The organism is Camelimonas sp. ID_303_24, assembly GCF_053543495.1.
In genome coordinates this window covers 25,567-38,365 of sequence record NZ_JBLLJM010000023.1, presented here as the reverse complement: position 1 = coordinate 38,365, position 12,799 = coordinate 25,567, and the positions used below count along the sequence as shown (strand labels likewise).

Sequence of the window (12,799 nt, the reverse complement as noted above, 5' to 3'; positions counted from 1 at the left end):
ACTTTTCGGGATCATGCCACAGCGATCGGCAGGCCGATCGCGACCCTTTCATAGTGAGAGCATGATCTTTTCCGACCCGCCAGGGCCGCGAAGCGAAAAGCGGTTTCCACTTTTCGGGATCATGCCACAGCGATCGGCAAGCCCATCGCGGCTCTTTCATAGTGAGAGCATGATCTTTTCCGACCCGCCAGGGCCGCGAAGCGAAAAGCGGTTTCCACTTTTCGGGATCATGCTCTATGACGGCCACGAGGCGCGCGCCGTGAACGCAGGGGCAGGCGCGCACAGCCGCCGGCATTTGTATTGACCCGCCCTGACGTATGGCGCATGGGAATGCGCGCAATGTTCGGGTGGCTGGAGCCAGGTTTTTCCGGCGGGATCGTGTGATCCGTCGGGGAAAGACGGTTTCATGGATTGCGGACGTTTCCGACTGACGCGAAACTCTGTCTGGGGAACGGGAATTTTGCTTCAGTTACCTGATGGACCCATTTTCGTCGCGCGAAGCGCCTCCACTTCGCCGGAAGATGCTCTAACCGGATGCGGTGTCATTTATGCCAGTTTCGCTTCTTGACCTGATCGTTCTCGGGGTCGTCCTGCTCTCGGCGTTGCTTGCGGCCGTGCGCGGCGTGACCCGGGAGGTGCTCGCCATCGCATCGTGGGCGATCGCCGCCGCGGCCGCATTGATGCTGCACAAGCCGCTGCTGCCCATCGCCTCCCAGCATATTTCCAACCCGACAGTTGCGCTGGTGGCGACCATCGCCGTCATCTTCCTGGTGACGCTGGTGATCGTGTCGTTCATCACCCTGCGCATTTCCGACCTGGTGCTGGATTCCCGCATTGGCTCGGTCGACCGCACCCTGGGCTTCGTCTTCGGCGTGGCGCGCGGCCTGCTGATCTGCGTGATCGCCTATATTTTCTTCAGCTGGCTGGTGCCGGAAAAGATGCAGCCGGAATGGGCGCGCGACGCCAGGTTGCGGCCATTTCTGGAAAATAGCGGCAAACAGCTGCAGAGCATGTTGCCGGAAGACCCGGAAGCCATCATATCGAAGTACAAAAATCGCCAGAAGGCGACGGAAGGCGGCGCGGAAGCGCCTCCCGCGGAAGGCGAGAGCGCCAAACCCGCGCCTGTTCCGGCGCCAAACGCCCAGAAGCCCGCCGGCCAGACGAACTGACGTGGCGGCGGGGAAGGCATGCAGTGACCACATGAGGGCATTGCCCTTGCGCCGCATTGCCGCCAAAAGCTGGTGAGACACCCAGACAGTCAACGACGGGATGGCCGAACCGCCCCGTCGTTTAGTGCTTTGTGACAACACGACGACAGCTGCCAGGCAGCAACCGGGAAAGTTCCCCGGGTTCCGGAGTGGTTTATGATGAGCGCCCCTGATTTTACCGACCATCGCCAGCTGACGCCGCGCGCGCCTTCCAGCGACGCCAGCCCACAGGGGGACAGCATGACCTTCGACATGCGCCACAGCGGCTTGCCCCACAACAACCGTGGCGACGACGACCTGGATGGCGACACGCTGCGCGAGGAATGCGGCGTGTTCGGCATCTATGGGCACCCGGAAGCGGCGGCGCTGACCGCCCTCGGCCTGCACGCCCTGCAGCATCGCGGCCAGGAAGCCGCCGGCATCGTCAGCTATGACGGCGAACGGTTCCACTCCGAGCGCCGCATCGGCCTCGTCGGCGACAATTTCTCTTCGGCGAAGACCATCGAGCGCCTGCAGGGCTCCGCCGCCATTGGCCACGTGCGTTATTCGACCACCGGCGAAACCATCCTGCGCAACGTCCAGCCGCTGTTCGCCGAGCTGGAAGGCGGCGGCTTCGCCATCGCCCACAACGGCAACCTCACCAACGGCCTCACCCTGCGCCGCCAGCTGGTGCGCATCGGCGCCCTGTGCCAGTCGACCAGCGACACCGAGGTGTTTCTGCATCTGGTGGCGCACAGCCGCCGGCTGAAGTTCATGGACCGCTTCATCGACGCGCTGCGCCAGATCGAGGGCGCCTACTCCCTGGTGGGCCTGACCAACAAAAAGCTGATCGGCGCGCGCGACCCGCTGGGCATCCGCCCGCTGGTGCTGGGCGAACTGGACGGTCACTACATTCTGGCCTCGGAAACCTGCGCGCTGGATATCATCGGCGCCAATTTCGTCCGCGATGTCGAGAACGGCGAGATCGTCGTCATCTCCGACGAGGGCATCGAATCGATCAAGCCGTTCCCGGCCCAGCCGGCCCGGCCCTGCGTGTTCGAGTACATCTATTTCGCCCGCCCCGACTCCATCGTGCACGGCCGCAGCGTCTATGAGGTGCGCAAGCGCCTTGGCGAAGAGCTGGCCCGCGAGGCCCCGGCGGAAGCAGACGTGGTGGTGCCCGTGCCGGATTCCGGCGTGCCGGCGGCCATCGGCTATGCCCGCGCCTCGGGCATCCCTTACGAACTGGGGATTATCCGCAACCATTATGTGGGGCGGACCTTCATCCAGCCGACCCAGACCGGCCGCGAAACCGGCGTGCGCATGAAGCACTCCGCCAACCGCGGCGTGGTCGCCGGCAAGCGCATCGTGCTGATTGACGATTCGATCGTGCGCGGCACGACCTCGGTCAAGATCGTGAAGATGATGCGCGACGCGGGCGCCAAGGAAGTGCACTTCCGCATCGCCTGCCCGCCGATCAAGTTCCCCGATTATTACGGCATCGATACGCCTGAGCGGGAGAAGCTGCTGGCCGCGACCCATTCGCTGGAAGAAATCCGCCGCTATATCGGCGCCGACAGCGTGGCGTTCCTGACCGTCGACGGCGTCTACCGCGCCACCGGCTATGAGGGCCGCGATCCGGATATGCCCCAGTTCACCGACCATTGTTTCACCGGCGACTACCCGACGCCGCTCGCCGACATCACCGGCGAAGCCCCACGCCAGCTCTCCCTCCTCGCCGAAGCAGGTTGACATGACGACAGTGAACCAGCCGGCAGCCGGCGCCCCCGCAACGGGTCCATCTCTTGCGGGACGACTGGCGCTGATCACCGGCGCGTCGCGCGGCATCGGCCGCGCGCTGGCCCTTGCCGTCGCACGCGAAGGCGCCCACGTCATCGCCGTGGCCCGCACCCAGGGCGCGCTGGAGGAACTGGACGACGAGATCCGCGCCGCTGGCGGCGCGGCGACGCTGGTTCCGCTCGACATCACCGACTATGACGGGCTCGACCGGCTTGGCCTCGCCATTCATGAGCGCTGGGGCAAGCTCGACATCATGGTCGCCAACGCCGGCTCGCTCAATCCGCTGGCGCCGCTCGGCCATGTCACGCCGAAAGAGTTCGACACGGTCATGGCGGTCAACGTCACGTCGGTCTGGCGGCTGATCCGCTCGATGGAATCGCTGCTGGCGGCTTCCGACGCTGGCCGCGCCGTGTTCCTCTCCTCGGGCGCGGCGCACAAATGCCTGGCCTATTGGGGGCCCTACTCCGCCTCCAAGGCGGCGGTGGAGGCGCTGGCGCGGACCTATGCGGCGGAAACCGCAACGACCCCCGTGAAGGTCAGCATTGTCAATCCAGGCCCGCTGCGCACCCGCATGCGCGCCTCCGCGATGCCGGGCGAAGATCCCCAGTCCCTGCGCACGCCGGAAGATCTCGCTCCGTACATCCTGCCGATGCTGCGCCCTGACTGGGCGCATAGCGGCCTGATCTATGATTTTCCGCAGGATGCGCTGCTGCGCCCGCAGATGCCTACCAAGATTTGAGGTTTTTTCCGGTTTCGGAAACGCAAAACCCGGGCGCGAGCCCGGGTTTTTTTGTCTGGAGCGATGGCGGGGGCTGGACGTCGCCGTCTCCAGCCCGGCGGCCATGAAGCGCCAGAAATGGCCGGCTGGGTCTGACCCCGTCAGCGCTTTTTCTTCTTGCCCTCAAATGGGTTGGAGCCCGTGCGCAGGGACAGGCGGATCGGCGTGCCTGGCAAATCGAAGCTCTCGCGCAGACCGTTGACCAGGTAGCGCGTGTAGGAGTTGGGCAACTCGTTGAGCTGGTTGCCGAACAGGGCGAAGTGCGGCGGCCGCGCCTTCACCTGGGTCATGTAGCGGATCTTGATGCGGCGGCCAGAGACCGCCGGCGGCGGATGGGCCTCGACGGTCTCGCCCAGCCACTGGTTGAGGCGCGCCGTGGAAATACGGGTGTTCCACACCGCATGCGCCTTCATCACCGCCTGCATCAGCCGGTCGACGCCATCGCCGGCAAGGCCAGAGAGCGGAACCACCGGGCAGCCCTTGACCTGGGGCAACAGCCGCGCCGCCTTCTCGCGCAGTTCGGCAAGCAGGCCCGGCTGGTCGGACACCAGATCCCATTTGTTGAGGCCGATGACGAGGGCCCTGCCCTCGCGCTCAACCAGATCGACAATGGTCAGGTCCTGCTTCTCGAAGGGGATGGTGGAATCGAGCAGCACCACCACCACATCGGCGAATTTGGTGGCGCGAATGCCGTCGGCCACCGACAGCTTTTCCAGCTTGTCGTCGATGCGGGCGCGTTTGCGCAGCCCGGCGGTGTCGAACAGCTTGACCTTCTGGCCGCGCCACACCCACTCCAGCGAAATGGAATCGCGGGTGATGCCCGCCTCGGGGCCGGTGAGCAGGCGATCCTCGCCGAGCATGCGGTTGATCAGCGTTGACTTGCCGGCGTTGGGGCGGCCGACGATGGCGATGCGAACCGGCTTGTCGATCATCTCCGCTTCGGGATCGAAATCCGGATCAGCCTGCTGCTCCGCCGCCTCCGGCAGGGCCAGCATCAGCGCCTCCAGCAATCCGCTCATGCCCTCGCCGTGCTCGGCCGATACCGGCACCGGGTCGCCAAGGCCCAGGCCAAAGGCTTCATAAGAGCCTTCCAGCCCACGATTGCCTTCAGCCTTGTTGGCCAGCACGATCACCGGCTTGCCGGAGCGCCGCGCCAGATCGGCGAAGCCCTTGTCGGAGCCCGTGAGGCCGACGCGGGCATCCATCACGAACAGGATGACGTCGGCGTCATCCACCGCCGCCTCGGTCTGGGCGCGCATGCGGCCGGTGAGGCTGTCCGCATCGGACTCCTCCAGGCCAGCCGTATCGACGACGCGGAAATGAAAGTGACCGATGCGCGCGTCACCCTCGCGCCGGTCGCGCGTCACGCCGGGCTGGTCGTCGACCAGCGCCAGCTTCTTGCCGACGAGCCGGTTGAACAGGGTGGACTTGCCGACATTCGGCCGCCCGATGATGGCGACCAGGGGAAGGGTCATGATGGCGCGCCGGCGGTTGGCGTTTTTCGCGCGGCGATCCCGCCGGACGCGTGAAGAAAACGCGGTTACAGAAATGGTTCATGGGCCCCGCTACGGCGAGGTCCGTCTACGACAACGGCGAACTGGCGCCCGAAAGCGCGCCAGCCTCAGAGCGCTTTCCAATCGGCCGGAACCGGCTGATCGATCAGAATTCGCTCAACACGAGAAGAACTGGAGCAGTTTGCGATCCCGTTTCATCGAAACCTGCCCTAGCGTGGCGCGGCGCCGCCGGAAGGCTGGACCGGCGTGGTCGGGGCCGGCGTCAATTGCGGCTGCGGCGCGTTAAACAGCGAAGGCGAAGCCGTCGCCGGGGCGGCCGCAACGGTCACGGGGCCTGCGGCGGCCAGTTCCATGAACAATTGGGCGCGGCGGCGCAGGGATTGCGGCGCCTCGCCATCGACCGCGATCTGGGAGAACCAGCGTCCGGCCTCCTCCAGCTTGCCAGCCTTCATCCACGCCAGGCCGATCAGCTCCCGCGCCTGGCTGCGCCAGGCGCCATTGGGAGCGGCCAAGCCTTCCATGCGCTTGACGATCGCCTCTGGCGGGGCGACGTCAACGTCAATGGTCGCGGCGCGAATGCGCGCCAGATCACGCAAGGCCCCATCCAGCGAACTGTCAGCCGCCAATGCGTCAAACGCGGCGATCGCCGCCGCCTTGTCGGTGGCCGCCTTCTGGCTGGCCAGGCGGAAGCGCGCCAGCGTCCCGTAGCCGCCCGCCGACTGGCTGGCGATGGCTTCCAGCGCGCTGACTCCAGCAGCGGCGTTGCCGCCGTCGCGCAGCTGTTTCAGCGCCTGCTCGAAAGCAACGCCAGCATTCGCCGCCTGCTGGGCGGCGCGATGCTCCATGAACCGCCAGCCGCCGACGCCAAGAATGACGACAAGCGCAACGCCAGCCGCCACGCCGCCATAACGGCGCGCCAGGTCAGCGGCGCGGTCGCGCCTGAGGTCCTCGTCGATTTCGCGGAAGATATCGCTCATCTGGCTCGCGGTCCGGTATCAAAAGGAAAACATCCTGGCGGCCTGACGTCCGGCCTCAGGAGCCGCCGGCAATGCAGCCATTCCAGCGGAAACTGAGGCCTTAACACAGACCGCCGCGCGAAGCGACCCCGGCGGGCAAACCGCCAACCACCGGGGCTGGCTGGCCTGCGACGTCGCCTCCAGGCCCAGTCCGGGTTCAGCGCCCCGGCTTCAGGACTTGGTCTGCTTCTTGGGGTAGGTGTGCTCCTTCGCCGGGAAGGCGCGCGAGCGCACCTCGTCGGCATAGGCCTCCACGGCGCTGGCGATGGCCGGCCCCAGATCAGCATAGCGCTTGACGAACTTCGGCACCCAGGGGCTGAGGCCGAGCATGTCTTCCAGCACCAGCACCTGACCGTCGCAGGCGTTGGAGGCGCCGATGCCGATGGTCGGCACGTCGATGTCGGCGGTGATCTTGGCGGCCAGCGGCTCGGCCACGGCCTCAATAACAATGGCGCTGGCGCCAGCCTGGGCGATGGCGCGGGCATCCGCCTCGATTTCCGGCCAGTCGGCCTCATCGCGGCCACGGGCGCGGAACGAACCGAAGGTGTTGATCGACTGCGGGGTCATGCCGATGTGGCCAATGACCGGAATGCCGCGCCGGGTCAGAAAGGCCACGGTCTCGGCCATGAGCACGCCGCCTTCAAGCTTGACGGCGCCGCAACCGGTTTCCTTGACGATGCGGGACGCCGAGCGGAAAGCCTGCTGCGGGCTCTCCTCATAGGAGCCGAACGGCATGTCAACGGTGACCAGGGCCCGCGACGAGCCGCGCATCACCGCCAGGCCCTGCAGGATCATCATCTCAAGGGTCACGGGCACCGTGGACGGCAGACCGTGCATCACCATGCCAAGCGAATCGCCGACGAGGATCATGTCGCAGAAGCGATCAAGCAGGCCAGCCGTATGCGCGTGATAGGAGGTGAGCGACACGATCGGCTCGCCCCCCTTGCGCGCCCGCAGATCCGGAGCCGTGATGCGCTTGATTTCAGATTGAAGTGACATGGAACCAGCCTCGCAACAAACGGGATGAGCTTGGTCGCCGCGCAAGGGAGGCGCGCGGCGGGAAGCGGCGACGGCGCGTCATTCCGCCCGCCGGGAATTCAGGACAGCAGGGGAACGCCGATCAGCAGCGTATGCAGACGGGTCAGCATCAACGCCCAGAGCGCCACGCCGCCTACGACGGCAATGGCATCCGCAACCCATGACGGATTGGCCACCACGGCGCGCTCGCCACGGCGCTTCGCCGCGATGCGGGCCAGCACCGCCCAGGCCAGGAAAGCGCCAAACAACAGCATGCCGCCCAGATCGCCATTGGCCAGCAGGTGGGCCAGCGCCCAGAGCTTGACCGCCGCGAGCATCGGATGGCCAAGGCGCGACTTGATGTGGCCGGGCGTATAGGCGGCAATGAGGAGAATGAAAACCGGCAGGTTAATGAGAAACGCCAGATGACGGGTCCAGACCGGCGGATCCCAAACCTGGATGTAGCCAGCCTGGCGATAATCGTGGAAGCCCCAGACGATCAGCGCGAGTCCAATCAGCGCCAGCAGGCTGACGGCGCCGCGATAGCCCCCGACGCCCCACGCGGCGCGCAGGCGATCACGCACGCCCCGCGCGACCGCGGGCGCATGGGCTGCGAAAAACAATACGAGACCTGCGACCAGCTTGAACATTGCGCCACCGGCGAACCGGCCCCCTGTCAAAACACGCGATCACGGGACGCCCCCTGACCAGGAAGGCGCGGGAACGCCATGGAACTTGTGCAATACAGAACCTGGGCATTCCCGACGCGCGTGGCGCGCGCCAGAAACCAGCCTTCCTCGCAAACGCCCCCAAAGCGTGAGCGCTGCAAAGCGAAGCCGCATACTGTTTAAAGCACCGGCCCCGCCACGCAACCCGCCATCACAGACTTCTTGCACGTCGGGCAGGTTTGCGGGACGATCAGGCGTCGAACTCCAGACCGACACGCGGCCCTGACAAAGACTGTCGTCCCTATCATCGTGCATGCAACCAAAGGCCGCGCCTGACGTTGACTGGTCACAGCAAAGGAGCGCTTGCAATGGGAACTGCCCAGGTTGGCTGGATCGCCGCCATCATCGTTGGTGGCTTTGCCGGATGGTTCGCTTCAATGTTCATGAAGAGCGACACCGGCGTTCTGCTCAATATCGTGCTCGGCATTGTCGGCGCGGCTGTCGCCAATCTGTTGCTGAGCCTCGTCGGCGTGGCGCTCGGCGGCTGGCTTGGCTATCTGGTCGCCGGATTTATTGGCGCCTGTATCCTGATCGCCATTGCCCGGGCGGTGCGACGATAGGGCAACGCCCGCTCCGCCGCTGCAATGACCGGCGGCGGAAACAAAAAGGCCTGGATGCATGCATCCAGGCCTTTTTTTACTCATCAGGTTCTCTGCCGACCAGCCAACATACTGGACCTGAGGTCTTCTCTACCTGCTGGTCCGGTCTCACAGACTGGCCCTGGACGCAACGCGCCTGCCTGTCTCGCCGGGGAGCATTCAGGCGATCAGGCCGCGATGACGCCTTCGACCGCCTTCAGCGCCGCATCCGCCGCCGCGCCATCCGGGCCGCCGGCCTGGGCCATATCCGGGCGACCGCCGCCGCCCTTGCCGCCAAGCGCCGCCGAGCCAGCCCGCACAAGGGTGATGGCGTCAAAGCGATCGACCAGATCCGGCGTGACGCCCACGACGATGGCGGCCTTGCCATCGTCGGCGACGCTGACCAGCGCCACCACGCCAGAACCAACCTTCTTCTTGGCGTCGTCAACGAGACCCTTCAGGTCCTTCATCTCCACGCCAGCCACGGCGCGGGCGAAATACTTCACGCCATTGACTTCGCGCACCGGCTCCCCGCCGCCCTCGGAACCGCCGCCCATCGCCAGCTTCTTGCGGGCGTCGGCCAGATCGCGTTCGAGCTTGCGCTTCTCGTCGAGCAGGCTCTCGAGGCGGCCGGCGGCCTCATCGACCGGTGTCTTCAGCAGGGCCGCCAGATCACGCAGCCGGGCGCTTTCGCCAGAGAGATGCCGGCGGGCCGAGGCGCCGGTCAGGGCCTCGATGCGGCGCACGCCAGCGGCGACGCCGCCTTCCGCAACCACCGTCACCAGACCGATGTCGCCGGTGCGCTCCACATGCGTGCCGCCGCACAGTTCAATGGAGAAATCGCGGTTGGCCCCGTCGAGCGTCCGGCCCATGGAAACAACGCGAACCTCATCGCCATACTTCTCGCCAAACAGGGCGCGGGCGCCAGACTCGATCGCCTCATCCACCGCCATCAAACGGGTGACGACCGGACTGTTCTGCACGATGATATCGTTGGCGATATCGGAAATCTGCGCCAGCTCTTCCGGAGAAATCGGCTTGGGGTGGCTGATGTCGAAACGCAGCCGCTCTGGCGTGACCAACGAGCCCTTCTGCGCCACGTGATCACCCAGGACCAGCCGCAGCGCTTCATGCAGCAGATGGGTGGCGGAGTGGTTGGCGCGAATGGCGCGGCGACGCTCGTGATCCACCTGCAGTTCAGCCGCCTGGCCGACCCGCAGTTCGCCTTCCACGACCGTCACGTCATGGACCAACAGATCGCCAAGCTTTTTCGCTGTCGATGTGATGCGGGCGCGGAACCCGGCGCCGGCCGCGACGCCCTCATCGCCCACCTGACCGCCAGACTCGCCATAGAACGGCGTCTGGTTGAACACCGCTTGCGCGGTTTCGCCAGCGCGAACGACGTCGATCTCGGCGCCGTCGCGCACCAGGGCAACAACGCTGCCCTCGGCCTGCTCGGTGTCATAGCCAAGGAATTCGGTGGCGCCGACGCGCTCACGGATGCCGAACCAGACGCGATCGGTCGCGGCCTCGCCCGAACCAGACCAATTGGCGCGCGCCAGTTCGCGCTGACGCTGCATGGCGCTGTCAAACGCATTGGTATCAACGCCAACGCCACGGGCGCGCAAGGCGTCCTGGGTCAGGTCAAGCGGGAAGCCATAGGTGTCGTAAAGGGTGAACGCGGTCTCGCCGGACAGGCGATCGCCCTCGCGCAGATCACGGGTCTCGTCCTCCAGAATGGCGAGGCCCCGCTCAAGGGTGCGGCGGAAGCGGACTTCCTCCAGTCGCAGCGTCTCGGTGATCAGCGCCTCGGCGCGGCCAAGCTCGGGGAACGCCTCGCCCATCTCGCGCTTCAGCGCCGGGAACAGCCGCCACATCAGCGGCTCGCGGGCGCCAAGCAACTGGCCGTGGCGCATGGCGCGGCGCATGATGCGGCGCAGCACATAGCCCCGGCCCTCATTGGAGGGCAGCACGCCGTCGGCGATCAGGAACGAACAGGCGCGCAGATGGTCGGCGATGACCCGGTGACTGACGCCCTGGGGGCCATCTGGATCGACGCCGGTCAGATTGGCCACAGCCATGATGAGCGCGCGCATCATGTCGGTGGCATAATTGTCGTGGGTGCCCTGCAGGACTGCGGAAATCCGCTCCAGCCCCATGCCGGTATCGATGGACGGACGCGGCAGGCTCAACCGCTCACCCGGCGCCAGCTGGTCAAACTGCATGAACACGAGATTCCAGATCTCGATGAAACGGTCGCCGTCCTCATCCGGGCTACCGGGCGGGCCGCCAGGGATGTGGTCGCCGTGGTCATAGAAGATTTCCGAGCACGGCCCGCAGGGGCCAGTGTCGCCCATCATCCAGAAATTGTCCGAGGTGGAGATGCGGATGATCTTGCTTTCGGGCAGGCCGATCTTGCGCCAGAGACCATACGCCTCATCGTCCTCGGAATAGACGGTGACGAGCAGCTTGCTCTCGGGAAGGCCGAACTCTCTGGTGACCAGGCTCCACGCCAGCTCGATGGCGTTTTCCTTGAAATAGTCGCCGAAAGAGAAGTTGCCCAGCATCTCGAAGAAGGTGTGATGGCGGGCCGTGTAACCGACATTGTCGAGATCGTTGTGCTTGCCGCCGGCGCGCACACACTTCTGCGAGGACGTCGCCCGCACATAGGGCCGCTTTTCGGCGCCCGTGAACACGTTCTTGAACGGAACCATGCCGGCGTTGGTGAACATCAGCGTTGGATCGTTCCGGGGAACGAGCGGAGCCGACGGCACGACTTCATGGCCGTTCCTGGCAAAGTAATCGAGGAAGGTCGATCGAATTTCGTTGACGCCGCTCATCAGAAACACGCACTCGGGACAGATGCAGGACGGCCGGTCGCCACCCCTTCAGCACACGTCTTCTAGTGAGGCGACGCGCCCTTGTCGAGATTGGAAACCGGAGTGATGCGCCAGTGGCCAACATGCGCTCAACGGTCCAGCGCCAGCCAACGTCCGCGCATGACGGATAAAGCAGAAACGCCGGCGGATCATCATCCGCCGGCGTCAGCATCAGGCCTCGCCTTCATCCAGTTCATCTTCTGAAGGATCGATATTCTCCAGAATACGTTCAGCAAGGAGACCGGCGTTCTGGCGAATGGCAGCCTCAATGCGGTCGGCGATCTCGGGGTTCTGCCGCAGGAACGTCTTGGCGTTCTCGCGCCCCTGTCCCAGACGCTGGCTGTCGTAGGAGAACCAGGCGCCCGACTTGTCGACGATGCCGCCCTTGACGCCCAGATCAATCAGTTCGCCCAGCTTGGAAATGCCCTCGCCATACATGATGTCGAATTCGACCTGCTTGAAAGGCGGCGCCACCTTGTTCTTCACCACCTTGACGCGCGTCGAGTTGCCGGTGACTTCGTCACGGTCCTTGATCGCGCCAGTGCGGCGGATGTCGAGGCGGACCGAGGCGTAGAACTTCAGCGCGTTGCCGCCCGTCGTGGTTTCCGGCGAACCGTACATCACGCCAATCTTCATGCGAATCTGGTTGATGAAGATGACCATGGTGTTGGAGCGCGAGATCGAGCCGGTAAGCTTGCGCAGGGCCTGGCTCATCAGGCGCGCCTGAAGACCCGGCTGCACCTCGCCCATCTCGCCTTCGATTTCGGCGCGCGGCGTCAGGGCCGCCACCGAGTCGATCACCAGCACGTCGATAGCGCCGGAACGCACCAGCGTATCGGCGATCTCCAGCGCCTGCTCTCCGGTGTCCGGCTGGGAAATCAGCAGGTCATCCAGCTTGACGCCCAGCTTGCGGGCGTAAACCGGGTCCAGCGCGTGCTCGGCGTCAACGAAAGCGCAAACGCCGCCTTTTTTCTGGGCCTCGGCAATGGTGTGCAGCGCCAGCGTGGTCTTGCCCGACGATTCCGGGCCGTAAACCTCAATGATGCGGCCGCGCGGCAGGCCGCCAACGCCCAAAGCGATATCAAGCCCGAGAGAGCCGGTTGACACCGTTTCGATCTCAACGGGACGATCGTTCTTGCCAAGGCGCATGATGGAGCCTTTGCCAAACGACCGCTCGATCTGGGAAAGCGCTGCGTCGAGCGCCTTTGTCTTGTCCATGGAGGAACCTTCAACGAGCCTGAGCGCGGATTGCGACATTGTCCTGTCCCTTATGGCATGACGCGTCGGGCGGCTTCAACGCGT

The 12,799-nt window shown here is 65.3% G+C and carries 10 protein-coding genes; 4 read left to right on the top strand and 6 right to left on the bottom strand.

Annotated features, from left to right (window positions below):
- Positions 1 to 548 precede the first annotated feature (548 nt).
- The 3 genes from ACERNI_RS16095 (at position 549) to ACERNI_RS16085 (ending at position 3,726) form a co-directional block, all read left to right on the top strand.
- Complete coding sequence (locus tag ACERNI_RS16095) at positions 549 to 1,169, top strand: CvpA family protein (RefSeq protein ID WP_448834272.1); 621 nt, start codon at positions 549 to 551, stop codon at positions 1,167 to 1,169.
- A 279-nt stretch (positions 1,170 to 1,448) separates the two neighbouring features.
- Positions 1,449 to 2,939 (top strand): amidophosphoribosyltransferase, encoded by a 1,491-nt coding sequence (gene purF / locus ACERNI_RS16090; RefSeq protein ID WP_448834318.1) that lies wholly within the window; start codon positions 1,449 to 1,451, stop codon positions 2,937 to 2,939.
- 1 nt (position 2,940) lies between these two features.
- Positions 2,941 to 3,726 carry an SDR family NAD(P)-dependent oxidoreductase gene (locus ACERNI_RS16085; protein WP_448834271.1) on the top strand — a complete coding sequence of 262 codons (786 nt, stop codon included), beginning with the start codon at positions 2,941 to 2,943 and terminating at the stop codon, positions 3,724 to 3,726.
- A 140-nt stretch (positions 3,727 to 3,866) separates the two neighbouring features.
- On the opposite strand, the gene der is transcribed toward ACERNI_RS16085, so the two are convergent.
- From der to ACERNI_RS16065, 4 genes are all read right to left on the bottom strand, one after another.
- Positions 3,867 to 5,240, bottom strand: coding sequence for a ribosome biogenesis GTPase Der (gene der / locus ACERNI_RS16080; RefSeq protein ID WP_448834270.1), 1,374 nt, complete (start codon positions 5,238 to 5,240; stop codon positions 3,867 to 3,869).
- Between the two features lie 248 nt (positions 5,241 to 5,488).
- Complete coding sequence (locus ACERNI_RS16075; protein ID WP_448834269.1) at positions 5,489 to 6,256, bottom strand: tetratricopeptide repeat protein; 768 nt, start codon at positions 6,254 to 6,256, stop codon at positions 5,489 to 5,491.
- 210 nt (positions 6,257 to 6,466) lie between these two features.
- Positions 6,467 to 7,294, bottom strand: coding sequence for a 3-methyl-2-oxobutanoate hydroxymethyltransferase (panB, locus tag ACERNI_RS16070; RefSeq protein ID WP_448834268.1), 828 nt, complete (start codon positions 7,292 to 7,294; stop codon positions 6,467 to 6,469).
- Positions 7,295 to 7,392: 98 nt separating this feature from the next.
- On the bottom strand, positions 7,393 to 7,962 hold the full coding sequence (locus tag ACERNI_RS16065) for an NnrU family protein (protein ID WP_448834267.1): 570 nt from the start codon (positions 7,960 to 7,962) through the stop codon (positions 7,393 to 7,395).
- 386 nt (positions 7,963 to 8,348) lie between these two features.
- Here ACERNI_RS16065 and ACERNI_RS16060 point away from each other — a divergent pair, with 386 nt between their 5' ends.
- Entirely contained in the window at positions 8,349 to 8,600 is a 252-nt protein-coding gene (locus ACERNI_RS16060) for a GlsB/YeaQ/YmgE family stress response membrane protein (protein WP_448834266.1), read from the top strand.
- A gap of 206 nt (positions 8,601 to 8,806) precedes the next feature.
- Here ACERNI_RS16060 and alaS read toward each other — a convergent pair whose 3' ends face one another.
- Together alaS and recA are read right to left on the bottom strand one after the other, a co-directional pair.
- On the bottom strand, positions 8,807 to 11,458 hold the full coding sequence (gene alaS / locus ACERNI_RS16055; protein ID WP_448834265.1) for an alanine--tRNA ligase: 2,652 nt from the start codon (positions 11,456 to 11,458) through the stop codon (positions 8,807 to 8,809).
- A gap of 210 nt (positions 11,459 to 11,668) precedes the next feature.
- Entirely contained in the window at positions 11,669 to 12,754 is a 1,086-nt protein-coding gene (gene recA / locus ACERNI_RS16050) for a recombinase RecA (RefSeq protein ID WP_448834264.1), read from the bottom strand.
- Between the last annotated feature and the right edge of the window lie 45 nt (positions 12,755 to 12,799).